This is a genomic window from Pseudomonas sp. NFPP07, from assembly GCF_900115645.1.
Lineage (GTDB): Bacteria > Pseudomonadota > Gammaproteobacteria > Pseudomonadales > Pseudomonadaceae > Aquipseudomonas > Aquipseudomonas chlororaphis.
In genome coordinates, this window is record NZ_FOXG01000007.1 from 137,683 (window position 1) to 160,551 (window position 22,869).

Annotated in this window: 20 protein-coding genes; 14 read left to right on the plus strand and 6 right to left on the minus strand. The window is 62.9% G+C overall.

Annotated features, from left to right (window positions below):
* Nucleotides 1-165 precede the first annotated feature (165 nt).
* Entirely contained in the window at nt 166-3,039 is a 2,874-nt protein-coding gene (gcvP, locus tag BM019_RS19010; protein WP_092419292.1) for an aminomethyl-transferring glycine dehydrogenase, read from the plus strand.
* 77 nt (nt 3,040-3,116) lie between these two features.
* Here gcvP and BM019_RS19015 read toward each other — a convergent pair whose 3' ends face one another.
* Nucleotides 3,117-3,431, minus strand: a complete 315-nt coding sequence (locus tag BM019_RS19015) for a DUF2388 domain-containing protein (RefSeq protein ID WP_007928261.1) — start codon at nt 3,429-3,431, stop codon at nt 3,117-3,119.
* 189 nt (nt 3,432-3,620) lie between these two features.
* Here BM019_RS19015 and BM019_RS19020 point away from each other — a divergent pair, with 189 nt between their 5' ends.
* The gene (locus BM019_RS19020; protein WP_092419295.1) at nt 3,621-4,601 is read left to right on the plus strand and encodes a hypothetical protein; all 981 of its coding nucleotides are present in this window, start codon (nt 3,621-3,623) and stop codon (nt 4,599-4,601) included.
* 9 nt (nt 4,602-4,610) lie between these two features.
* On the opposite strand, the gene BM019_RS19025 is transcribed toward BM019_RS19020, so the two are convergent.
* Both BM019_RS19025 and BM019_RS19030 read right to left on the minus strand, forming a co-directional pair.
* Complete coding sequence (locus BM019_RS19025) at nt 4,611-6,389, minus strand: type IV pilus assembly ATPase TfpB (protein ID WP_085532928.1); 1,779 nt, start codon at nt 6,387-6,389, stop codon at nt 4,611-4,613.
* 126 nt (nt 6,390-6,515) lie between these two features.
* Nucleotides 6,516-6,836, minus strand: a complete 321-nt coding sequence (locus tag BM019_RS19030; protein ID WP_092419298.1) for a hypothetical protein — start codon at nt 6,834-6,836, stop codon at nt 6,516-6,518.
* Nucleotides 6,837-6,960: 124 nt separating this feature from the next.
* Here BM019_RS19030 and BM019_RS19035 point away from each other — a divergent pair, with 124 nt between their 5' ends.
* Entirely contained in the window at nt 6,961-7,431 is a 471-nt protein-coding gene (locus BM019_RS19035) for an Lrp/AsnC family transcriptional regulator (protein WP_007928270.1), read from the plus strand.
* Between the two features lie 85 nt (nt 7,432-7,516).
* Here BM019_RS19035 and BM019_RS19040 read toward each other — a convergent pair whose 3' ends face one another.
* On the minus strand, nt 7,517-8,884 hold the full coding sequence (locus BM019_RS19040; protein WP_092419301.1) for a CYTH domain-containing protein: 1,368 nt from the start codon (nt 8,882-8,884) through the stop codon (nt 7,517-7,519).
* 159 nt (nt 8,885-9,043) lie between these two features.
* Between BM019_RS19040 and argE the strand changes: the two genes are divergently transcribed.
* The 10 genes from argE to BM019_RS19090 all read left to right on the plus strand — a co-directional run bounded on the left by argE (nt 9,044) and on the right by BM019_RS19090 (nt 19,494).
* Nucleotides 9,044-10,192 (plus strand): acetylornithine deacetylase, encoded by a 1,149-nt coding sequence (gene argE / locus BM019_RS19045; protein ID WP_009046099.1) that lies wholly within the window; start codon nt 9,044-9,046, stop codon nt 10,190-10,192.
* 145 nt (nt 10,193-10,337) lie between these two features.
* A complete protein-coding gene (gene argA, locus BM019_RS19050) occupies nt 10,338-11,636 on the plus strand; it encodes an amino-acid N-acetyltransferase (protein ID WP_009046098.1) in 1,299 nt (432 codons plus the stop codon).
* Between the two features lie 508 nt (nt 11,637-12,144).
* Nucleotides 12,145-13,518 carry an OprD family porin gene (locus BM019_RS19055; protein WP_009046097.1) on the plus strand — a complete coding sequence of 458 codons (1,374 nt, stop codon included), beginning with the start codon at nt 12,145-12,147 and terminating at the stop codon, nt 13,516-13,518.
* A 272-nt stretch (nt 13,519-13,790) separates the two neighbouring features.
* Entirely contained in the window at nt 13,791-14,429 is a 639-nt protein-coding gene (locus tag BM019_RS19060; protein ID WP_007928285.1) for a peroxiredoxin, read from the plus strand.
* Nucleotides 14,430-14,745: 316 nt separating this feature from the next.
* On the plus strand, nt 14,746-15,339 hold the full coding sequence (gene ssuE, locus BM019_RS19065) for an NADPH-dependent FMN reductase (protein ID WP_007928287.1): 594 nt from the start codon (nt 14,746-14,748) through the stop codon (nt 15,337-15,339).
* A gap of 89 nt (nt 15,340-15,428) precedes the next feature.
* Nucleotides 15,429-16,397: a sulfonate ABC transporter substrate-binding protein gene (locus tag BM019_RS19070; RefSeq protein WP_009046094.1), complete on the plus strand. Its 969-nt coding sequence runs from the start codon at nt 15,429-15,431 to the stop codon at nt 16,395-16,397.
* A 25-nt stretch (nt 16,398-16,422) separates the two neighbouring features.
* Entirely contained in the window at nt 16,423-17,571 is a 1,149-nt protein-coding gene (gene ssuD / locus BM019_RS19075) for an FMNH2-dependent alkanesulfonate monooxygenase (protein ID WP_092419304.1), read from the plus strand.
* 3 nt (nt 17,572-17,574) lie between these two features.
* The gene (ssuC, locus tag BM019_RS19080; protein ID WP_175510685.1) at nt 17,575-18,369 is read left to right on the plus strand and encodes an aliphatic sulfonate ABC transporter permease SsuC; all 795 of its coding nucleotides are present in this window, start codon (nt 17,575-17,577) and stop codon (nt 18,367-18,369) included.
* Nucleotides 18,366-19,172, plus strand: a complete 807-nt coding sequence (ssuB, locus tag BM019_RS19085) for an aliphatic sulfonates ABC transporter ATP-binding protein (protein WP_092419307.1) — start codon at nt 18,366-18,368, stop codon at nt 19,170-19,172. The genes ssuC and ssuB overlap by 4 nt, the downstream gene beginning before the upstream one ends.
* A gap of 106 nt (nt 19,173-19,278) precedes the next feature.
* Nucleotides 19,279-19,494: a TOBE domain-containing protein gene (locus tag BM019_RS19090; RefSeq protein ID WP_007928303.1), complete on the plus strand. Its 216-nt coding sequence runs from the start codon at nt 19,279-19,281 to the stop codon at nt 19,492-19,494.
* A gap of 65 nt (nt 19,495-19,559) precedes the next feature.
* On the opposite strand, the gene BM019_RS19095 is transcribed toward BM019_RS19090, so the two are convergent.
* Nucleotides 19,560-20,195 carry a TetR/AcrR family transcriptional regulator gene (locus tag BM019_RS19095; protein ID WP_009046091.1) on the minus strand — a complete coding sequence of 212 codons (636 nt, stop codon included), beginning with the start codon at nt 20,193-20,195 and terminating at the stop codon, nt 19,560-19,562.
* A 225-nt stretch (nt 20,196-20,420) separates the two neighbouring features.
* The gene (locus BM019_RS19100; RefSeq protein WP_007928314.1) at nt 20,421-21,797 is read right to left on the minus strand and encodes a glutamine synthetase family protein; all 1,377 of its coding nucleotides are present in this window, start codon (nt 21,795-21,797) and stop codon (nt 20,421-20,423) included.
* A 268-nt stretch (nt 21,798-22,065) separates the two neighbouring features.
* Between BM019_RS19100 and BM019_RS19105 the strand changes: the two genes are divergently transcribed.
* A complete protein-coding gene (locus BM019_RS19105) occupies nt 22,066-22,863 on the plus strand; it encodes a gamma-glutamyl-gamma-aminobutyrate hydrolase family protein (protein WP_092419310.1) in 798 nt (265 codons plus the stop codon).
* Nucleotides 22,864-22,869: the final 6 nt, after the last annotated feature.

Sequence of the window (22,869 nt, forward strand, 5' to 3'; positions counted from 1 at the left end):
ATACCCGATAAACAGTGGTCGAGGCAGGGCGGCGGGCCGCGCCGGAGTCGAGCATCATGCTACCGGTTCGCCCGGGGTGCCACACCGTCGGCGGGCGGGATCGGCTGCTATGCTGCTTTGACCGTGTTCCATCGACGCCGAGCGCCGCCTGAGAGAGAGCCCGTCATGTCCCAGTTGCCGTCCTTGAGCCAGTTACGCGATCCCAATGCCTTTCTGCGGCGTCACCTCGGGCCCGACGCCGCCGAGCAGCAAGCGATGCTCGACAGCCTGGGCCTGGGCAGCCGGGTCGAGCTGATCGAACAGACCGTGCCGCCGGGCATCCGTTTCAATCGTCCGCTGGACCTGCCGCCAGCGCTGGACGAGCAGGCCGCCCTGGCCAAATTGCGCGGTTATGCCGAGCAGAACCAGGTCTGGACCAGCCTGATCGGCATGGGTTATCACGGCACCCTGACCCCCACGGTGATCCTGCGCAACGTGCTGGAAAATCCCGGCTGGTACACCGCCTACACGCCCTACCAACCGGAAATCGCCCAGGGCCGGCTCGAAGCCCTGCTCAATTTCCAGCAACTGACCATCGACCTCACCGGCCTGGACCTGGCCAACGCCTCGCTGCTGGACGAAGCCACGGCCGCCGCTGAAGCCATGGCCCTGGCCAAGCGCGTGGCCAAGTCGAAAAGCAATCTGTTCTTCGTCGACCAGAACTGCCATCCGCAGACCCTCTCGGTGGTGCAGACCCGCGCCGAAGGATTCGGCTTCGAACTGGTGGTCGACAGCCTGGACAACCTCAAGCGGCATCAGGTGTTCGGCGCCTTGTTGCAATACCCGGACACCCACGGCGAGATTCGCGACCTGCGACCGCTGATCGATCATCTGCACGCGCAGCAGGCGCTGGCCTGCGTGGCGGCCGATCTGTTGAGCCTGTTGCTGCTGACGCCGCCGGGCGAGCTGGGGGCCGACGTGGTGTTCGGTTCGTCCCAGCGCTTTGGCGTGCCCATGGGCTACGGCGGGCCCCACGCGGCGTTCTTCGCCAGCCGCGAGGAGTACAAGCGGGCGATTCCGGGACGGATCATCGGCGTATCCAGGGATGCCCGGGGCAACGTGGCGCTGCGCATGGCCCTGCAGACCCGCGAACAACATATCCGCCGCGAGAAGGCCAACTCGAACATCTGCACCGCCCAGGTGCTGCTGGCCAATATCGCCAGTTTCTACGCGGTCTATCACGGCCCGGAAGGCTTGCGGCGCATCGCCCAGCGCGTCCATCGCCTGACCTGCATCCTCGCCGCCGGCCTTGAACGCAAGGGCATCGAGCGGCTGAACCGGCAGTTCTTCGACACCCTGACGCTGGAGGTCGGCGGTAGCCAGACGGCCATCATCGAGAGCGCCAAGGCCGCGCAGATCAATCTGCGGATCCTCGGGCGCGGGCACCTGGGCCTGAGCCTGGATGAAACCTGCGACGAGAGCACCGTCGCCCGGCTGTTCGATGTGTTCCTCGGCGCCGACCACGGGCTGGACGTCGCGCAACTGGATGCTGAAACCCTGGTCCCGGGCATCCCCCAGGACCTGCTGCGCAGCACGTCTTACCTGAGCCATCCGGTGTTCAACAGCCATCACAGCGAAACCGAGATGCTGCGTTATCTCAAGCAGCTGGAGAACAAGGACCTGGCGCTGAACCAGTCGATGATCCCGCTGGGCTCCTGCACCATGAAGCTCAATGCCAGCAGCGAGATGATTCCCATCACCTGGCCCGGCTTCGCCAACCTGCATCCCTTTGTCCCGCCGGAACAGGCCCTCGGCTATTCGCTGATGATCGAGGAACTGGAGCGCTGGTTATGCGCCATTACCGGCTTCGATGCGATCTGCATGCAGCCCAACTCCGGGGCCCAGGGCGAGTACGCCGGGTTGCTGGCGATCCGCAGATACCACGAGAGCCGCCAGCAGGGAGAGCGCAATATCTGCCTGATTCCCGCCTCGGCCCACGGCACCAACCCGGCCTCGGCGCAGATGGCCGGCATGCAGGTGGTGATCGTCGATTGCGACGCCGCTGGCAACGTCGACCTGCAAGACCTGAAGGACAAGGCGCAGATTGCGGGCGAACACCTGGCGTGCCTGATGGCGACCTATCCTTCGACCCACGGGGTGTACGAGGAGGGCATCAGCGAGATCTGCGAGGTGATCCACAGCCACGGCGGCCAGGTGTACATGGACGGTGCCAACCTCAATGCCCAGGTCGGGCTGACGCGGCCGGCCGATATCGGCGCCGACGTTTCCCACATGAACCTGCACAAGACCTTCTGCATTCCCCACGGCGGCGGTGGCCCGGGCATGGGGCCGATCGGCGTGCGGGCGCACCTGGCGCCGTTCGTGGCTAACCACCCGGTGGTGGCCATCGACGGGCCGCTGCCGCAGAACGGCGCGGTCAGCGCGGCGCCCTGGGGCAGCGCCAGCATCCTGCCGATCAGTTGGATGTACATCGCCCTGATGGGCCCGCAGCTGGCGGATGCCAGCGAAGTGGCGATCCTCTCGGCGAACTACCTGGCCGAACACCTGAGCGGGGCCTTTGCGGTGCTCTACAGCGGGCGCAACGGCCGGGTCGCCCACGAATGCATTCTCGACCTGCGGCCGCTCAAGGCGCAGACCGGCATCAGCGAAGAGGATGTGGCCAAGCGCCTGATGGACTACGGTTTCCACGCGCCGACCATGTCGTTCCCGGTGCCGGGCACGCTGATGGTGGAGCCCACCGAAAGCGAGTCCAAGGCCGAGCTGGACCGTTTTATCGAGGCCATGCTGAGCATTCGCGCCGAAATCGCCCAGGTCCAGGAAGGCAACTGGCCGGCCGAAGACAACCCGCTCAAGCGTTCGCCCCATACCCTGGCGGACATCGCCGGGGTCTGGGAGCGGCCCTACAGCATCGAGCAGGCAGTGATCCCCAGCCCCCACGCCAGGGCGCACAAGTACTGGCCGACGGTGAACCGGGTCGACAATGTCTACGGCGACCGCAACCTGTTCTGCGCCTGCGTACCGGTGGATGCCTACCGCTGAGCTCGAACGGCGGGCAAAAAAATGCCGCTCTTGTGAGCGGCATTTTTCGTTGCGTCAACCTGGCTACAGGCTGGCGGTCACTGGGCGACGGCGTTTTTCGCCAGGATCGCGTTGGCCAACTCCATGTCGGTGGCCTGCAGGCCCGGGTTGTCGGCACGGACTTTCTGCATCGCAGCTTCCAGGTACGGACCGCGGATGTTGCCTTCGCTGGCGACGAAGCTGCTGGCGTCGTCTTGGGCGGCGCCGATCAGCTTGTGATCCTTGGAAGTCAGGTAGGTGGACGCGGTGGTGGCGCCGGTGGAAAGGATGTTACGCCAGAAGCTGTCGGCCATTGCCGAACCTACAGGCAGGGAAAGCAGGGCCAGGGTGGCGACAGCTGTTTTGAGACGCATGGTGGGTGACTCCAAAACTAGGGGGGAAAACTGAGCCCTTTGATAGGTGTTGGCCCGATTGAGTTCCCTGCTGCTCCAACAAGCTTTCGCCTGTGTGGACAGGGGCTGAGCGGTACTTCGGCGTCGAGTCAGCGCACTGGAATGCAGCAGTGGCATTTGACACCATGGGCGACTTTCTCGACTGCACGGATGCTTGCCTTGATTTTTGGCGCGATGATGTATGGAACCCTGCTGAACCTGGTGTTGCTGTCCTTTATCGGACTTCCCCTGCTGTTGATTGCCTTGCTCATTCCGGCCTGCCGACGCCGGATGCGTCGTCAGCCCCTGCACTTCAGTGTGCTTGCAGGGGTATGCGCAATCATCGTGGTTTGCGTACTGTGGAAAATCCACCGGGACAATCAACTGAATAAGGCGCACCACCCGCAACTTGAGCAGGACGTACAGCTTGATGGCCTGCCATTGCCGGCAGGCGCCAAGCTGAATCTGCGAACACTTGAACCTCTGGATGCGCAAGGCCGGCCGCAACCCTATGGCCTTCGCAGCCTTGTTTACGCCGAGTTCGCTACACCACACACCATCAACGGTGTGGAGGTTACAGAGTTGCAGATGTACGGCAGCGGCCCTTTCTCAAAGATGCTGCTGAGCCGTGACCAGGTCGTTGCGGGCTGGCCCTGTGCCGGCGGCACCTGGGTAACGCTGGACATTGCCGACGAGGACCGCTTGCAACCCAGCCGCTGGCGTTTCTCTGCCTGCAGGCTGGTGACCGGGGCCGATGTGGCAGGGGTGAAGTGGCCGGACTCCAGCGAGGTCAGGCAGTACGACGGCAGGTTCAGCATCGACACCATCGGTCTGGCTTCACCGGCGGTGGTTATCCAGGGGATAGCGCTGTCGACCCTGAGCCTGGACCTCGACGAGCAACGGCAACCCGGACGTTGGAACGGGCAACTGGCGCAAGACCTGACCCTGGGCGATTGGCACTACCCCCGCGGCATGAGGGTTCGCCAGGACACGCCGGGGACCCTGATGTTCAGCCCGAGCAAGTCGGACTGCGCGCAGAACCTGCGTACGGGGGAAACGCTCGACGCTGGGCGCTCGATACAGCAACGCCGGGAAAGCGGCGCGGTGCTGTGGATCAAGCCCAATGCCGGGTTGGGTGTCGCCGACTGGTAGCGGGATAGCTCATCGCTGCTCGCTTTGTGGCGTGACCCGCAATATTTCCTCGAGGGTGGTCAGCCCGGCCGCGACTTTCTGCGCCCCGGACAGGCGCAGGCTGCGCATGCCTTCCAAGAAGGCCTGGCGGCGTATGGCGAGCAGGTCGGCGTCGGCGCTGATCAGGGCTTTGAGGCTGTCGCTCAACTGCATGATTTCATACACCCCGGCGCGGCCCCGGTAGCCGGTATCGCGGCATTCCAGGCAGCCGGTGGCGCCGTGGGCATGGCTGGGCAGCGGTGCCTGCCAGGGCCGGGTCAGGCTTTGCCAGTCGCCTTCGTCCAGGGTCAGCGGGGTCTTGCAGTGTGGGCACAGGGTGCGCACCAGGCGCTGGGCCATGACTCCCAGCAGCGTGGCCTTGATCAGGTAAGGCGCGACGCCCAGTTCCAGCAGGCGGCTGATGGCGCCGGGCGCGTCGTTGGTGTGCAGGGTCGACAGCACCAGGTGGCCGGTGAGCGCCGCCTGGATCGCCATCTCCGCGGTTTCCAGGTCACGGATCTCGCCGATCATGATGATGTCCGGGTCCTGGCGCATCAGCGCACGCACGCCGCTGGCGAAGGTCAGCTCGATGTTGTGCTGGACCTGCATCTGGTTGAACGCCGGCTCGACCATCTCGATCGGGTCCTCGATGGTGCAGAGGTTGACCTCCGGCGTCGCCAGCTTCTTCAGGGTGGTGTACAGGGTGGTGGTCTTGCCCGAACCGGTGGGGCCGGTGACCAGGATGATGCCATTGGGCTGGCGGGTCATTTCCTGCCAGCGCCGCAGGTCGTCGCTGGAGAACCCCAATTGGTCGAAGTCCTTGAGCAGCACCTCGGGGTCGAAGATGCGCATGACCATTTTTTCGCCGAAGGCGGTGGGCAGGGTCGACAGGCGCAATTCCACTTCGCCGCCTTCCGGGGTCTTGGTCTTGACCCGGCCGTCCTGGGGTTTGCGTTTTTCCGCGACGTTCATCCGGCCCAGGCTTTTCAGGCGGCTGACCACGGCCATGGTGACCTGGGGCGGGAACTGATAGACGTTGTGCAGCACCCCGTCGATGCGAAAGCGCACGGTGCCTTGTTCGCGGCGCGGTTCGATGTGGATATCGCTGGCCCGTTGCTGGAACGCGTACTGGAACAGCCAGTCGACGATGTTGACGATGTGCGCGTCGTTGGCGTCGGGCTCCTGATCGCTGGCGCCGAGGTTGAGCAGTTGTTCGAAGTTGCCCGGGGCGTGGCTTTTCTGGTCGGCGCTGGCGCCGGTGACCGACTTGGCCAGGCGGAAGAACTCCACGGTCAGGCGCTGGATTTCCACCGGGTTGGCCACCACCCGCTTGATCGGCAGTTTCAACACGTGGGTCAGGTCGGCTTCCCAGGCACTGACATAAGGCTGGGCGCTGGCCACCGTGATCGCCTCGGCATCGATCGACACCGCGAGAATCTTGTGGCGCTGGGCGAAGGCGTAGGACATCAGCGGGGTCACGGCGGCGACGTCGATTTTCAGCGGGTCGATGCGCAGGTACGGCTGGCCGGCCTGTTGCGCCAGCCACAGGGTCAGGCTTTCCAGGTCCAGGCGCCTGCCGGGCCGGCTGAGGTCGTCCAGGTGCTGGCTGGCGAGAAACTCCAGCGGATGCAGCTGGCTGTTGGCGGCATTACGGCGGGTGGTCAGGGCGTGTTCGGCCGAGTCCTGGCTGATGAAACCCTGGGCGACCAGGTCGCGCAGCAGATCGTTGAGATCCAGCCAGTGGTCCTGGGTAACGAGAGGAACGGACATGCGGGCTCCTTGTGAACAATCCGGCAGCAGGCGGGTTAGATGCGCCTCTGACCACGCAATGCCAAGAATAGTCCCGGGATGGCGACCGCCAGTCGCCCAAGCGTTGCAGGGTTTTGCCTGGCGCCTTCAGCCGGCGGCTTGCAGCGGCTCGCGCTCGGCCAGTTGCAACTGTACCGAACACACGCTGATCAGGTTGCGCAGTTTTTCCGCGATGACCTGGGCGCGGTGCCAGCTCAGGCCGTCGAGCAGCACTTCCATCAGCAGCGAACCGTCCTGCTGTTGCACCTGGACCTGCTGCGGCAGCAGGGACTGCAGGGCGAAATGGTTGAGCACCCGGCACAGCACATCGGCTTCGGCGTCGGTGACCAGTTGGTAATGCACCCGGCAATGGGTGTTGGCGACATTCCACACATCGGCGCGGGAACTGGCGGCTTCGAGAGAGGGCATGGGGTTCTCCAGATCAATGGAGAAATTTTTACATTCGGTTGCGGGTATTTCTTATCTAAGATGAACGTATTTTCCGGATTATCGAATTGGATGATTCGTCCTTAAGGATTATTGAGGGTTTTCTATGCATAGCGAGCTGGACGCTTACGACCGCCGCATTCTGGCGCTGCTGCAAGAGGACGCTTCGCTGTCCAGCGCGCAGATCGCCGAGCAGGTGGGCTTGTCGCAGTCACCTTGCTGGCGGCGGATCCAGCGGCTCAAGGAGGAGGGGGTGATCCGTGGCCAGGTGACCTTGCTCGACCGCAAGAAGATCGGCCTCAACACGCAGATCTTCGCCGAGGTCAAACTCAACGCTCACGGCCGTTCCAACTTCACCGAATTCACCGAGGCGATCCGCGGTTTTCCGGAAGTGCTGGAGTGTTATGTGCTGATGGGCGCGGTGGATTTCCTGTTGCGCATCGTCACGGCGGACATCGAGGCGTACGAGCGTTTCTTCTTCGAGAAACTGTCGATGGTGCCGGGGATCCAGGAAGTGAATTCGATCGTGGCGCTGTCGGAGATCAAGTCCACGACCAGCCTGCCGGTCCTGCGTTGATGCCGTTGGCGCTATCGCGAGCAAGCTCGCTCCTACAAGGGATTACCGCCAACCTGTAGGAGCGAGCTTGCTCGCGATCAGGCCGTTACATGCGTAGCAAGGTTTTCCATGCGCGGTTCTGGAACACCGTGATCGCCTGTTGCTTGCGGGCATCCAGGGTTTCGTCGGTGATCGGCTCGTTGGCCAGTTGCGCCAGCTTGTTCAACTCGCCGTACAGGCGATCCAGCTCCGGGATTTCCAGCACATTGCGCGCGTGATGCAACCAGGACTGGATGCGTTCGATGCGCGGCAGTTGCTCGGCCAGGTCTTCCGGCTGTTGCTGGTAGCGTGGCAGTTGCAGGGCACTGGCTTCGTCGGCCAGCAGGCGCGGCAACCAGCTGCCCAGTTGCGCCGCACCCTGGCGGTTGCCACGGGTATTACGCTCGGCGGTCCAGCTGCGGGCCAGCAACCAGCGCGAGGTGTTCAACGAGAACAGGCCCCAGCGCATGTCCTGCAACTCTTCGATGAACTGTTCGGGCGCGGCCTTGCGCACGTCTTCGTCGTCCAGGCCGGCTTGTACCAGCGGACGCCAGTCTTCCAGCAGGCCGTCCAGCGACGCGCGCAACTCGGCGGTCGCCTGGCGCGGTGCGGCCTGGCCCAGGCTGCTGACCAGGGCGCGCAGTTCCGCCAGGTTCTCGACCCAGTCCTGCAGCAGGCGCCAGTGTCCGTTGAAGCGATATTGCTCGGCCAGGCGCTGGCTGCTGCCCAGCAGGTGCCAGGTCAGTGCGGCGAAGGCGTCGTCCAGCGGCGTTTGCGCGCTCAGTTCCGGGGCCGGCAGGCTCAGGGAGTAGCTGTTGGCGTCGAACAGGCGGTAACCGCGCTCGGCTTTACTGATGTCGCAGGGCATCAGCGGCAGGGTGGCGGCCAGTTCGGCGGCCAGTTCCAGCAGGGCGGCCGGTTCGCCTTCGCGCAGTTCCAGTTCCAGCTCGCAGATCTCTTCCTTCTGTTTGCCGGCGATCACGTGGCCCAGGTCCAGGGCGGCTTCGATCACCACCTTGGCCTTGCCGCGGCCCCAGGCGATTTCCGCGCGTTCGCGGACGAAATCGGTGGTGAAGATCGGCTTGAGGGTCTTCTTGTCCAGCTCGGCCAGTTGCTCGGGCCAGCATTCGCCGTCGAGTTTCTTCAGGTCGAGCTTGGCTTTGGCCAGGTGCCAGTCGTACTCGTTGCGTTCCGACAGGCCGGCGACGCTCTGGCCGCGGGTCTTGAGGGTCTGGATCACTTCTTCGCCGTCGCGGCGCAGGCGCAGGGCGACCTTGGCGCGGGCCAGGTCGCGCTCGGGCGTGTCGAAGTACTGGTTCATCAGTTCGCGGTGTTCCCAGCCACTTTTGTTGCGTTTTTTCAGGAGCGGGTGCTCACGCAGGGCGGCGAGGGTTTCGCGGCTGACGCGGAGTTTGATTTCGGTTTCTTTCTGCATGGCCGGAAAATCCAGGATCGGGAGCGCAGCCGGGGGAAATGTGTGGCTGCCAAGGCCGTGCAGTGTACAGGACTCGCCGCGTCGAGGTGCCGTGGCGGTTTATTCCTGTCGCAGGATGGCTCTATGATGGACTTCATCTTGGAACCCTGGAGCCAGCGCATGCCATTGCCGTCGATGAAAGAGCAGTTCGCTGCGCTGATTGCCACACCTTCGGTCAGCTGTACCCAGCCGGCGCTGGATCAGTCCAATCGTGCGGTCATAGACCTGCTGGCGAGCTGGCTTGGCGACCTGGGTTTTGCCTGCGACATCCAACAGGTCAGCCCCGGCAAGTTCAATCTGCTCGCCAGTTTCGGCAGCGGCCCCGGCGGCCTGGTGCTGGCCGGGCACAGCGATACCGTGCCCTACGACGGCGCGCTGTGGCAGACCGATCCGCTGAAGCTCACCGAGGTCGACGGACGCTGGGTCGGCCTGGGCAGCTGCGACATGAAAGGCTTTTTCGCCCTGGTCATCGAGGCGGTCCGGCCGCTGCTGGATCAGCCCTTCAAACAACCTCTGCTGATTCTCGCCACCTGTGACGAGGAAAGTTCCATGGCGGGCGCCCGGGCCCTGGCCGAAGCCGGCCGGCCATTGGGGCGCGCCGCGGTGATCGGCGAGCCGACCGGGCTGCGGCCGATCCGCATGCACAAAGGCGTGATGATGGAGCGCATCGATATCCTCGGGCGCAGCGGCCATTCCTCCGACCCGAGCCTGGGCCATAGCGCCCTGGAAGCCATGCACGATGCCATCGGCGAACTGCGCGGCCTGCGCCTGGCGTGGCAGCGCGAATTCCGCAATCCGCAGTTCAGCGTGCCGCAGCCGACCCTGAACCTTGGGTGTATCCATGGTGGGGACAACCCGAACCGGATCTGCGGCCAATGCTCGCTGGAGTTCGACCTGCGGCCGTTGCCGGGCATGGACCCGCAGGCGCTGCGGGCGGCCATCCGACAGAAGCTGGTGCCCGTGGCCGAGCGGCATCAGGTGCAGATCGACTACGCGCCGCTGTTCCCCGAAGCGCCGGCCTTCGAGCAGGCCGAAGACTGCGAACTGGTGCGGGTGGCCGAACGCCTGACCGGCCATCGCGCCGAAGCAGTGGCGTTCGGCACCGAAGCGCCTTATCTTCAGCGCCTTGGCTGCGAGACAGTGGTACTGGGCCCGGGCGACATCGCCTGTGCTCACCAGCCGGGGGAATACCTCGAAATGTCACGCTTGCAGCCTACCGTGCATCTACTACGTGAACTGATTAACCATTACTGCCTGACGCCGGCCTGATTTCTACTAAATCACCGACGGCCAAGCCCGTACCTCAAGGAGAGCGAGCGTGTCGCCAAGCCTGTTCCGACGATAACCACCAGCCCGCTGTGCGTTTTCCCGTTTCGTCCTTTTATAGGCTGCTTCTTATTTACAGGCTCAGGTTATGCCCGATTACGTCAATTGGCTTCGTCACGCTTCTCCTTATATCAATGCCCACCGCGACTGCACCTTCGTGGTCATGCTGCCCGGCGACGGCGTAGAACATCCGAACTTCGGCAACATCGTCCATGACCTGGTGCTGCTGCACAGCATGGGCGTGCGCCTGGTGCTGGTGCACGGCTCGCGTCCACAGATCGAAGCCCGCCTGGCCGCGCGCGGCCTGACCCCGCATTACCACCACGGCATGCGCATCACCGATGCGGCGACCCTGGAATGCGTGATCGACGCCGTCGGCCAGTTGCGCATCGCCATCGAAGCGCGGCTGTCCATGGACATGGCGTCCTCGCCGATGCAGGGTTCGCGGCTGCGGGTCGCCAGCGGCAACCTGGTGACCGCCCGGCCGATCGGCGTGCTCGAAGGCGTCGACTATCACCACACCGGCGAAGTGCGCCGGGTCGATCGCAAGGGCATCAATCGCCTGCTGGACGAGCGCTCGATCGTCCTGCTGTCGCCCTTGGGCTACTCGCCGACCGGGGAAATCTTCAACCTCGCCTGCGAAGACGTCGCCACCCGCGCGGCCATCGACCTGGCTGCCGACAAGCTGCTGCTGTTCGGCGCCGAGCGTGGCCTGCTGGATGAAAGCGGCAACCTGGTGCGCGAACTGCGTCCGCAGCAGGTGCCGGCGCATTTGCAGCGTCTGGGCGGTAACTATCAGGCGGAACTGCTGGATGCCGCGGCCGAAGCCTGTCGGGGCGGAGTGGGGCGCAGCCATATCGTCAGCTACGCCGAAGACGGCGCGCTGCTGACCGAGCTGTTCACCCGTGACGGTGGCGGTACGCTGGTGGCCCAGGAGCAGTTCGAACTGGTCCGCGAGGCGGCCATCGAGGACGTCGGCGGTCTGCTGGATCTGATCAGCCCGCTGGAAGAGCAGGGGATTCTGGTGCGGCGTTCCCGCGAGGTGCTGGAACGTGAGATCGAACAGTTCAGCGTGGTCGAGCGCGAGGGAATGATCATCGCCTGTGCCGCGCTCTACCAGATCGCCGACTCCGACGCCGGGGAGCTGGCCTGCCTGGCGGTGAACCCGGAATACCGCCACGGCGGTCGTGGCGACGAACTGTTGGAAAGGATCGAAACCCGGGCCCGGGCCCAGGGCCTGAAAACCCTGTTTGTCCTCACCACCCGTACCGCCCACTGGTTCCGCGAACGCGGTTTTGCCCCTAGTAGCGTCGAGCGTCTGCCTTCCGCGCGGGCGTCGCTGTACAACTATCAGCGCAACTCGAAGATCTTCGAAAAAGCCCTCTGAGCATCACTCCCTTCGGCAACCCGCTCTTGACAGGAGCGGGTTTTTGCTGCGCCCGGCTGCACGCGATTTGTGTTTCAGAAAAATAAATTCGCGTGACACAAAAACTGTAACAAATTGACGCGACCATCGGCGCGAAGCCATTATTGCGTCGCTTTTTTGATACTGGTTGACGTATCTGGCTTATGTTTTAACTGATCGATCTAAAGATCAGCGGGGAAATACCATTCAGGAATCAGACGGTACGCCGATACCTTGTGCCACGGCTCAAGCAGGCATACCTGTCGATATTCCCGAACAGTATGAAAAAGAATGAAATAATTCTTTTTGGGATTATGGAAAACTCATTACCCTGCAAGGCGTAAATCATCGCGATTAGACCTTGGTCGTAGACACAGTTGGTTACGATTGACTTATGAGTCACGGTCTGGCGCTAATCGCCCACCGATGGACCCGGGGCATCAGACCCTGGGCCTGAGTACACAAGAATTAGAAACGAGAGGAGCGAAACATGAACAAGTCCACCTTGGCCCTGGCTGTGGCCGTTGGGGTTCTGGCGCAGCAGGCAGGCGCCGCCGGTTTCATCGAAGACAGCAAGGCCACTCTGGGTCTGCGTAACTTCTATATCAATACCGACAACCGTGATGCCGATACCAAGGCGTCCGGTGCGCAGAGCAAGCAGGAAGAGTGGGGCCAAGGCTTCCAGCTCAACTTCACTTCCGGTTACACCGAAGGCACCGTCGGTTTCGGTCTCGACGCCATCGGCCTGCTGGGTATCAAGCTGGATTCGGGCGGCGGTACCAACGGCGCCTCTGCTACTTCTTACGGCGGCACCGTCTTCCCGAGCGAGTCCAACGGCAAAGCAGTCGATAACTACTCCAGCCTGGGCCTGACTGCCAAAGCCAAGATTTCTCAGACTGAGCTGAAGCTCGGTACCCTGCAGCCAAAACTGCCCGTTATCGTGACCAACGATGGTCGTATGCTGCCGCAAACCTTCCAGGGCGGTCAGATCACCTCGAACGACATCAAGGACCTGACACTGGTTGGCGGTCAGATCGAGCATGCCAAGGGTCGTAACTCCAGCAACAACGAAGAACTGTCGATTGCCGGTGCCAACGCGCACACCGCTGCTGGTCGCGACAGCAACAAGTTCATCTACGGTGGTGGTGACTACAAGATCACTAAAGATCTGACCGCTCAGTACTACTACGGCAACCTGAAAGACTTCTACAAGCAGCACTTCGTTGGCCTGCTGCACAACTGGGCTATCGGTCCGGGCGTATTGAAGTCTGACCTGCGCTACTTCAACAGCCGTGACGACGGTGCCAACGGCCACGACTCGGCCTACTACACCACGGGCGACTACGGTACCGGCATCACCAAGGGCAAGGTTGATAACAACCTGATCAGCGGCTTGTTCCTGTACTCGGTTGCCGGCCATACCTTCGGTGGTGGCTACCAGGTCAGTAACGGTGACAGCGATTTCCCTTGGCTGAACCAGGGTGATGGTTCGTCGGCTTACCTGACTACCGACATGCAGATCGCCAAGTTCGCCCGTGCTGGCGAACGTACCTGGCAAGCTCGCTACTCCTACGATTTCGCCAAGGTAGGCGTGCCTGGCCTGACCGCCGGTGTGATCTATCTGCGTGGCGACAACATCGATACGACTGGCCGGGAGGGTTCCGTTACCCCTCAGCGTTCCGTTTCGGTTACCAACGCCAGCGAGTGGGAACGCGACCTGACCGTGGCCTACGTGATTCCGGAAGGTCCACTGAAAAACCTCGGCCTGACCTGGAAAAACGCCATGTGGCGTAACGACATTCCGGGCCAGCGCTCGCAGGACGAAAACCGCCTGATCGTCAGCTACTCGATCCCGCTGTTGTAATCCGACGTTAAAACCTCGCCCGGCGCAATGCCGGGCGAGGTGTTGTCATCCAGGTCGGACCCACCCCCGCAGGTCCTCCCCGAAACCCCTCTTTACAGCTACTCAAGGCCTTCTCGAACCTTGTCGAGGATGGTGTGCCCTGGGCGTGTGCGAATCCAGTGAAGAGATTTTTAATATTCACTTATGGTCTAAATAAATCGATATTTATTCTTTTTAAATATTCCCAGGCGCAGGCACAGTAGGGCTCATAACGCACTCACAGGAGCAGCAACATGAGCCTCAGACTTGGCGACATCGCCCCCGACTTTGAACAGGATTCCAGCGCCGGCAAGATTCGCTTCCACGAGTGGCTCGGCGACAGTTGGGGCGTGCTGTTTTCCCATCCGGCGGACTTCACCCCGGTATGCACCACCGAACTGGGATTCACCGCCAAGCTCAAGGAGCAGTTCGCCCAGCGCGGCGTGAAAGCCATTGCCCTGTCGGTGGATCCGGTGGACTCGCACCACAAGTGGATCGAGGACATCAACGAAACCCAGAACACCCTCGTCAATTTCCCGATCCTGGCCGACGCCGACCGCAAGGTCTCGGACCTGTACGACCTGATCCACCCGAATGCCAACGACACCCTGACCGTGCGTTCGCTGTTCGTCATCGACCCGAACAAGAAGGTGCGCCTGACCATCACTTATCCGGCCAGTACCGGGCGCAACTTCCACGAGATCCTGCGGGTGATCGACTCGCTGCAGCTCACCGACAACTACAAGGTGGCCACCCCGGCCAACTGGCAGGACGGTGATGAAGTGGTGATCGTGCCGTCGCTCAAGGACGAAGAGGAAATCAAGAAGCGCTTCCCCAAAGGCTATCGCGCGGTCAAACCCTACCTGCGCCTGACTCCGCAACCGAATCGCTAAGCCGTTTTCGATTACGCGGCGGCGTGTTGCTGTAGGAGCCAGCTTGCTGGCGATGGGGTCAACGCGGCGTGTCAGGTACGCCGCTTCGCGAGCAAGCTCGCTCCTACAAAGATTGATGTATCCACAAAGCAGGGGTTTTAAGGCCGTTTCGACGGCCTATTTTTTTGCTTGGAAAACGGCTTTTCTTATATTCATTTAAAGAATAAACAAATGAAAAAATAAGATTTATGGATATATAAATAGGCTGTTAAGGTCTGCTCAGCTCAGCGAGATCGCAAACCGCGAATCGCCCATTACCGCTAAAGGAAACCTCTGCATGCTGGTCGTCTCACTCGGTGGCAGTCCCAGCCAACGCTCCCGCTCCGGGGTGCTGCTGGAACACGCCAAACGCTGGTTGCAGCAACAAGGTGTGGAAGTGGTCGACTATCAGGTGCGGGATTTCCCGGCCGAGGACCTGCTCCATGCGCGCTTCGACAGCCCGATGGTGATCGACCTGTTGCAACAGATCGAACAGGCCGACGGCCTGCTGATCGCCACCCCGGTCTACAAGGCATCGTTTTCCGGCGCGCTGAAAACTGTGCTCGACCTGCTGCCGGAACGCGCCCTGAACCACAAGGTGGTGCTGCCGATGGCCACGGGCGGCAGCATCGCCCACATGCTGGCGGTGGACTACGCGCTCAAGCCGGTGCTGTCGGCACTAAAGGCCCAGGAGATGCTCCAGGGCATCTTCGCCGAGGACAGCCAGATCGCCTACGGCGAAGGCAGCGCCCAGGCGCAGCTGGCGCCGGCGCTGGAGCAGCGTCTGCGCGAAGCCCTGGAACAGTTCCACAGCGCCATGGCGCGGCGTCCCAAGCCGCTGGACCCGAATCTGTTGAATGACCGTTTGTTGAGTGCTCGCTGGAGCATTTGAGTCCTACCCGAATCTGAAGTACTGGCCTTACTTAGCCGCCAACGGCCTAGCAGGTGCAGCCAAAACCCAACAGCAAAAAGGAGAGCGCCATGCGCCCTGTGATTTTGCGTCGTGGTCTGGTCGCTCTGTTTGCTGCGGCTGTGTCCTTCGGCGCCATCGTTCAAGCCCAAGCGGCCGAAACCCTGCGTATCGGCTATCAGAAATACGGCACCCTGGTGCTGCTCAAGGCCAAGGGCTCGCTGGAGAAGCGCCTGGCGGAGCAGGGCGTGCAGGTGCAATGGACCGAATTCCCCGGCGGCCCGCAGCTGCTGGAAGGGCTGAACGTCGGCTCCATCGACTTCGGCGTCACCGGCGAGACCCCGCCCGTATTCGCCCAGGCCGCCGGTGCCGACCTGTTGTACGTGGCCTACGAACCTCCGGCGCCGACCAGCGAAGCGATCCTGGTGCCCAAGGATTCGCCGATCAAGTCGGTGGCGGAGCTCAAGGGCAAGAAGGTGGTCCTCAACAAGGGCTCCAACGTGCACTACCTGCTGGTCCGCGCCCTCGAAGACGCCGGCCTCAAGTACAGCGACATCCAGACCGTATTCCTGCCGCCCGCCGATGCCCGCGCCGCCTTCGAGCGTGGCAGCGTCGATGCCTGGGTGATCTGGGACCCCTATCAGGCGGCGGCCGAGAAGCAGCTGCAAGCCCGCACCCTGCGTGATGGCAGCGGCATCGTCGACAACCACCAGTTCTACCTGGCGACCAAACCCTACGCGCAACAGCACCCCGAGGTGATCAAGACCCTGGTGGAAGAAGTGCGCGCGGTGGGCGAGTGGTCCAAGGCCAACCCGGACGAGGTGACCCAGCAGGTGGCGCCACTGCTCGGCCTGCCGGCGGACATCACCCTGACCTCGGTGAAACGCCAGGGCTATGGCGCGCACTTCCTGACCCCGGACGTGGTGGCGGCCCAGCAGAAAATCGCCGACAGCTTCCACCAGCTCAAGCTGATTCCCAAGCCCCTGAGCATCAAAGACGTGATCTGGACGCCTCCAGCCGCCGTTGCCAAAGCGCCGTAACTCGATCCCCTTAGGAGACAACTCCATGAGCCTCAATATTTTCTGGTTCCTGCCTACCCACGGCGACGGCCATTACCTTGGCACCGCCGAAGGCGCTCGCGCCGTCGACCACGGCTATCTGCAGCAGATCGCCCAGGCGGCCGACCGCCTCGGTTTCGGCGGCGTGCTGATTCCCACCGGACGTTCCTGCGAGGACTCCTGGCTGGTGGCGGCCTCGCTGATCCCGGTGACCCAGCGCCTGAAGTTCCTGGTCGCCCTGCGTCCGGGGATCATTTCTCCGACGGTGGCGGCGCGCCAGGCGGCAACCCTGGATCGCCTGTCCGGTGGCCGGGCGCTGTTCAATCTGGTGACCGGCGGCGATCCGGACGAACTGGCCGGCGACGGCCTGTTCCTCAGCCATGAAGAGCGCTACCAGGCTTCGGTGGAATTCACCCGCATCTGGCGCCGGGTGCTGGAAGGCGAAACCGTCGATTACGACGGCCAGCACATCAGCGTGAAGGGCGCCAAGTTGCTTTATCCGCCGATCCAGCAACCGCGTCCGCCGCTGTACTTCGGCGGCTCTTCGGAAGCCGCGCAGGACCTGGCCGCCGAGCAGGTGGACATGGTCCTGACCTGGGGCGAACCACCGGCCGCGGTGGCCGAGAAGATCGAGCAGGTCCGGGTCAAGGCTGCCAAGCAGGGGCGCAGCGTGCGCTTTGGCATTCGCCTGCATGTGATCGTGCGTGAAACCAACGCCGAGGCCTGGCAGGCGGCCGAGCGCCTGATCTCCCATCTGGACGACGACACCATCGCCCGCGCCCAGGCGTCCCTGGCGCGCTTCGATTCGGTCGGCCAGCAACGCATGGCGGCGCTGCACGGCGGGCGCCGTGACAAGCTGGAAGTCAGCCCCAATCTCTGGGCCGGCGTTGGCCTGGTGCGGGGCGGCGCGGGCACCGCGCTGGTCGGCGATGGCCCGACCGTGGCGGCGCGGATGCAGGAGTACGCGGACCTTGGTATCGATACCTTTATCTTCTCCGGTTACCCCCACCTGGAAGAGTCGTACCGGGTGGCCGAGCTGCTGTTCCCGCACCTGGATATCGAACGTCCCGAGCTGCCCAAGGGCGCCGGCTACGTCAGCCCGTTCGGCGAAATGGTCGCCAACGACATCATTCCCAAAGCTGCGTCCCAGAGCTGAGGCGTGGCCATGAACAGACAAACCTTGTTCCATCGCCTGGCGCCCTGGGCCCTGCCGCTGCTGTTACTGGCGGTATGGCAGTTGTCGGTCTCGGCCGGCTGGCTGTCGACGCGGATCCTGCCGGCACCCAGCGCAGTGATCGAAGCCGGGGTCGGCCTGGTGCGCAGCGGCGAAATCTGGACCCACCTGGCTATCAGCGGCTGGCGCGCGGCGATCGGTTTCCTGATCGGCGGCGGCATCGGCCTGGCCCTGGGCTTTATCACCGGCCTGTCGAAGTGGGGTGAGCGCCTGCTGGACAGCTCGGTGCAGATGATCCGCAACGTGCCGCACCTGGCGCTGATTCCCCTGGTGATCCTGTGGTTCGGCATCGATGAGTCGGCGAAGATTTTCCTGGTGGCCCTGGGCACTCTGTTCCCGATCTACCTGAACACTTATCACGGCATCCGCAACGTCGATCCGGCGCTGGTGGAAATGGCGCGCAGCTATGGCCTGTCCGGCTTCGCCCTGTTCCGCCAGGTGATCCTGCCGGGCGCCTTGCCTTCGATCCTGGTGGGCGTGCGTTTCGCCCTGGGCTTTATGTGGCTGACGCTGATCGTCGCGGAAACTATCTCCGCCAGCTCGGGCATCGGTTATCTGGCGATGAACGCCCGGGAGTTCCTGCAGACCGACGTGGTGGTACTGGCCATCGTCCTGTATGCCGTGCTCGGCAAACTGGCGGACCTCGCCGCGCGCGGCCTGGAGCGTGCCTGGCTGCGTTGGCATCCGGCCTATCAAGTGGCCAGGGGAGGTGCGCAATGACGGCTCAACAACCTCCACGCCTGCTGCGCGGTATTCCGCTGGCGGTGCGCAAGCTGCAAAAGACCTTCGGTTCGCGCCAGGTGTTGCGCGAGATCGACCTGCATATTCCGGCCGGGCAATTCGTCGCGGTGGTCGGCCGTAGCGGCTGCGGCAAGAGCACCTTGCTGCGCTTGCTGGCCGGCCTCGACAAACCCGCCGGCGGCGAATTGCTGGCCGGTGCCGCGCCGCTGAGCCAGGCCATCGAGGACACCCGCCTGATGTTCCAGGAGGCGCGCCTGCTGCCCTGGAAGAAAGTCATCGACAACGTCGGCCTGGGCCTCAAGGGCGACTGGCGCCCCCAGGCCCTGGAAGCCCTGGAGGCGGTAGGCCTGGCCGACCGCGCCAATGAGTGGCCGGCTGCCTTGTCCGGTGGCCAGAAGCAGCGGGTGGCCCTGGCCCGGGCGCTGATCCACCAGCCACGCCTGTTGCTGCTGGACGAGCCCCTGGGCGCGCTGGATGCCCTGACCCGGATCGAGATGCAGCAACTGATCGAGCGCCTGTGGCAGCAGCATGGTTTCACCGTCCTGCTGGTGACCCACGATGTCAGCGAAGCGGTGGCGGTGGCCGACCGGGTGATCCTGATCGAAGAAGGCGAGGTCGGTCTCGATCTGCTGGTGGAGCTGCCGCGCCCACGGGTGCGTGGCTCCCATCGATTGGCGGCGCTGGAAGCCGAAGTACTCAACCGCGTGTTGTCGCTGCCCGGGTCGCCGCCCGAGCCGGAACCTTTTTCACCCTTGCCCACGCAATTGCGCTGGGCGCTTTAAAGCAGCAGCAAGTTTCCAGCTGCAAGCGGCAAGAAAGAGCCGAGCGCTTTTGCTTGCAGCTTATCGCTTGAAGCTTGTGGCTTATTTCGACCTCAGGAGAAATACCATGACTATCAAGGCCATCAACGTTCGCAACCAGTTCAAAGGCACTATCAAGGAAATCGTCGAAGGCGACGTGCTCTCGGAAATCGACGTGCAGACCGCCTCCGGCATCGTCACGTCGGTGATCACCACCCGTTCGGTCCGGGAGCTGGAGCTGGCGATCGGCAGCGAAGTGATCGCGTTCGTGAAATCCACCGAGGTATCGATCGCCAAGTTGTGATCGGTGTGCGACAACCGGCCCCGGATGGCGTGAGCCCTTCGGGGCTTTTTTGTGGGCGATGACGGCTACAGGGCAGGGCGCTTGGGCAGGTAAGGCGGCAGGTACAGCCCCAGGTAGGCATCGAACACCCGCATGCCTTCCTCGGCCATGCGCTCAGTGATCTGCCCATGTTGCTGGACCGAGCGCGCGTAGACGCGGTCGCCCAGCTCCATGGCCAGGGCGAACACATCCACATCCGTGGGCAGCGCAGGCAGCTGGAAGTGCTGGTCGAACAGCTTGTGCATCAGGTCGCCCAGTTCGATGTCGTGCTGGCGGTCGGCCTGGGTGACCTCGGTGAGGCCATGCTGGGCCAGGATCAACTGGCGGGCCGCGGCGTCGGCGCTGTAGATGGCGAGCATGCGCTGTTCGACCAGGCGCGACAGGTCGTGCCAACTGCCCAGGGCGGCGTGGTCGATGGGCTCTTGCAGGCAGGCGCGGAAGGCGGCGTGGACGTCGGCGGTCAGGGCTTCGAGCAGGGCGGGAACGCTGGCGAAGAAGTGGTAGACCGAGGAGGGCGGGATCTCCGCGCGCTCGGCCACGCTGTAGATCGACAGGCTGGCCACGCCCTCGGCGGCAAGCAGGGTGCGGGCGGCATCGAGTATCGAGTCGATCCGGGCCTGGCTGCGTGCGCGGGGTTTGCGGGGGGTGGCTACGCGTGTCATGGGAGTCTCCTGCGGGGCAGCGGGCATTGTACGCGAGGTCATGAGGCACGGTCAGGCGCGATCGTTGTAGCCGCTGCCGCAGGCTGCGACAAGGCCCGAAGGGGCTTCCGAGGCCCTCAGAGCGTGTCTCCTGCAGAGCCGGTCGCAACCTGCGGCAGCGGCTACAGCGGCCATAAAAAAACGCCACGGGCCTTTGCGGCCGGTGGCGTTTTTTGCAGCAGCCGCTTACACGGTGTGCAGGTACCAGTTGTACTCGAGGTCGGAGATCGAGTGCTCGAACTCCTCCAGCTCGCTTTCTTTGCAGGCCACGAAGATATCGATGTATTTCGGATCGATGTACTTGGCCATGACTTCGCTGTCGTCCAGCTCGCGCAATGCATCGCGCAGGTTGTTCGGCAGGCTCTGCTCGTTCTGCTCGTAGGAGTTGCCTTCGGTTGGCGCGCCCGGCTCGACCTTGTTGACCAGACCGTGGTGCACGCCCGCCAGCACCGAAGCCATCAGCAGGTACGGGTTGGCATCGGCACCGGCGACACGGTGTTCGATGCGCACGGCATCGGAAGAACCGGTCGGTACGCGAATGGCTACGGTACGGTTGTCCAGGCCCCAGCTCGGCGAGTTCGGCACATAGAACTGCGCGCCGAAACGACGGTAGGAGTTGACGTTCGGGCAGAGGAAAGCCATCTGCGCCGGTAGGGTCTCGAGCACACCGCCGATCGCGTGACGCAGTGCGGCGTTCTGCTCGGGATCCTCGCTGGCAAAAATATTCTTGCCGTCTTTGTCCAGGACCGAAATGTGGACGTGCAGACCATTACCCGCCTGGCCTGGGTAAGGCTTGGCCATGAAGGTGGTGTCCATCTCATGGTCGTAGGCGATGTTCTTGATCAGACGCTTGAGCAGTACCGCATAGTCGCAAGCCTTGATCGGGTCGGCGACGTGGTGCAGGTTCACTTCGAACTGCGCCGGAGCACTTTCCTTGACGATGGCGTCGGCCGGGATGCCTTGTTCTTTCGCGCCTTCGAGAATGTCCTGCAGGCAGTCGACGTACTCGTCGAGGTCGTCGATCAGGTAGACCTGGGTCGAATGCGGGCGCTTGCCGGAGATTGGCGAGCGTGGCGGCTGTGGCCGGCCATTCACGTTCTCCTGGTCGATCAGGTAGAACTCCAGCTCGAAAGCCGCGCAGATGGTCAGGCCCAGCTCGTCGAACTTGGCAACGACCTGGCGCAGCACTTCGCGCGGGTCGGCGAAGAAAGGGTCGCCTTCGAGTTCGTGCATGGTCATCAGCAGTTGCGCGGTGGGGCGCTTCTGCCAGGGCTCATTGCACAGGGTATCGGGGATTGGATAGCAGATTCGATCGGCGTCGCCGATGTCCAGGCCCAAGCCGGTGCTTTCCACCGTCGAGCCATTGATATCCAGAGCAAATAAAGAGGCTGGCAGGTTGATGCCTTTCTCGTAAACCTTGTGGAGGCTGGTGCGTTCGATGCGCTTGCCGCGCACCACACCATTCATATCCGCAATCAGAAGGTCAACGTACAGAACCTCAGGATGTTCCTTAAGGAACGCGTTCGCTTCGTTAAGCTGAACGGCACGCGGGGGTACCGACATGATGCAACACCTTTGTTGTTAAAAATATCAATCATTGATCTTTTCAGGTTTCAGTCAACCCGAACGGCATGCCGAAGTCAAGCGAGGCCTTTTTTGCCCTAAAAAAGCGCCTGCGGGGCATTTTTGGGGCGCTTTTCTGGCTTCGGAGGGCTTGGCCGCCACGGCCTTGAGCGGGCCGTGTTGTATTTTTTACGGGGGTGTTGTGTAAAAAAATGAACAAGGCTAAGCTCGATTTAAACCCATAACAGCAATAATACCGGGGTGTTTCATGTCTCGCCTGCCGTTAATCGGCGTCACCGCCTGCTCCAGGCAGATCGGTCTGCATGCTTATCACATCAGTGGCGACAAATACGTCCGCGCAGTGGCAGTAGCAGCCAAGGGCGTGCCCATGATCCTCCCGTCCCTGGCCGATATTCTGAGCCCGTCCGATATTCTGGACGGTCTGGATGGCATCCTCTTTACCGGTTCACCCTCCAATATCGAACCTTTTCACTATAGCGGTCCCGCCAGCGCGCCGGGAACCGCGCACGACCCTGCCCGTGATGCCAGTACCCTGCCGCTGATCCGCGCCGCGGTGGCGGCCGGGGTTCCGGTACTGGGGATCTGCCGCGGTTTTCAGGAAATGAACGTGGCCTTCGGCGGCAGCCTGCATCAGCGGGTCCACGAGGCCGGCCCGTTCATGGACCACCGCGAGGACGATAGCCAGCCGGTGGACGTGCAATACGCTCCGGCCCATGCGCTGCATGTACAACCGGGCGGGGTGCTGGCCGGCCTCGGCCTGCCGGCGCAGATTGAAGTCAATTCGATTCATGGCCAAGGCGTTGAACGTCTGGCGCCGGGCCTGAAGATAGAGGCCCTGGCACCCGACGGATTGATCGAAGCCTTCTCTGTCGAGGGGGCGCCGATCGAGGGAGGCAAGGCTTTTGCTTTGGGGGTGCAATGGCACCCCGAATGGCAGGTAAGCTCTAACCCTCACTACCTCGCCATCTTCCAGGCATTTGGCGATGCCTGTCGCCAGCGGGTAATGCAACGCGACGCCAATGCGTCACAAAAACCTGGCTTATAAGAGCCA

What these genes read in the sequence shown, in the direction of transcription:
- BM019_RS19040 (WP_092419301.1), bottom strand. Translation starts at nt 8,884, where the DNA reads ATGCAGAAAGAAACCGAAATCAAACTCCGCGTCAGCCGCGAAACCCTC.
- BM019_RS19015 (WP_007928261.1), bottom strand. Translation starts at nt 3,431, where the DNA reads ATGCGTCTCAAAACAGCTGTCGCCACCCTGGCCCTGCTTTCCCTGCCT.
- ssuB (WP_092419307.1), top strand. Translation starts at nt 18,366, where the DNA reads ATGACGGCTCAACAACCTCCACGCCTGCTGCGCGGTATTCCGCTGGCG.
- BM019_RS19055 (WP_009046097.1), top strand. Translation starts at nt 12,145, where the DNA reads ATGAACAAGTCCACCTTGGCCCTGGCTGTGGCCGTTGGGGTTCTGGCG.
- ssuE (WP_007928287.1), top strand. Translation starts at nt 14,746, where the DNA reads ATGCTGGTCGTCTCACTCGGTGGCAGTCCCAGCCAACGCTCCCGCTCC.
- BM019_RS19020 (WP_092419295.1), top strand. Translation starts at nt 3,621, where the DNA reads ATGCTTGCCTTGATTTTTGGCGCGATGATGTATGGAACCCTGCTGAAC.
- BM019_RS19090 (WP_007928303.1), top strand. Translation starts at nt 19,279, where the DNA reads ATGACTATCAAGGCCATCAACGTTCGCAACCAGTTCAAAGGCACTATC.
- BM019_RS19035 (WP_007928270.1), top strand. Translation starts at nt 6,961, where the DNA reads ATGCATAGCGAGCTGGACGCTTACGACCGCCGCATTCTGGCGCTGCTG.
- BM019_RS19100 (WP_007928314.1), bottom strand. Translation starts at nt 21,797, where the DNA reads ATGTCGGTACCCCCGCGTGCCGTTCAGCTTAACGAAGCGAACGCGTTC.
- gcvP (WP_092419292.1), top strand. Translation starts at nt 166, where the DNA reads ATGTCCCAGTTGCCGTCCTTGAGCCAGTTACGCGATCCCAATGCCTTT.
- argA (WP_009046098.1), top strand. Translation starts at nt 10,338, where the DNA reads ATGCCCGATTACGTCAATTGGCTTCGTCACGCTTCTCCTTATATCAAT.
- BM019_RS19030 (WP_092419298.1), bottom strand. Translation starts at nt 6,836, where the DNA reads ATGCCCTCTCTCGAAGCCGCCAGTTCCCGCGCCGATGTGTGGAATGTC.
- argE (WP_009046099.1), top strand. Translation starts at nt 9,044, where the DNA reads ATGCCATTGCCGTCGATGAAAGAGCAGTTCGCTGCGCTGATTGCCACA.
- BM019_RS19105 (WP_092419310.1), top strand. Translation starts at nt 22,066, where the DNA reads ATGTCTCGCCTGCCGTTAATCGGCGTCACCGCCTGCTCCAGGCAGATC.
- BM019_RS19060 (WP_007928285.1), top strand. Translation starts at nt 13,791, where the DNA reads ATGAGCCTCAGACTTGGCGACATCGCCCCCGACTTTGAACAGGATTCC.
- BM019_RS19095 (WP_009046091.1), bottom strand. Translation starts at nt 20,195, where the DNA reads ATGACACGCGTAGCCACCCCCCGCAAACCCCGCGCACGCAGCCAGGCC.
- BM019_RS19070 (WP_009046094.1), top strand. Translation starts at nt 15,429, where the DNA reads ATGCGCCCTGTGATTTTGCGTCGTGGTCTGGTCGCTCTGTTTGCTGCG.
- ssuD (WP_092419304.1), top strand. Translation starts at nt 16,423, where the DNA reads ATGAGCCTCAATATTTTCTGGTTCCTGCCTACCCACGGCGACGGCCAT.
- BM019_RS19025 (WP_085532928.1), bottom strand. Translation starts at nt 6,389, where the DNA reads ATGTCCGTTCCTCTCGTTACCCAGGACCACTGGCTGGATCTCAACGAT.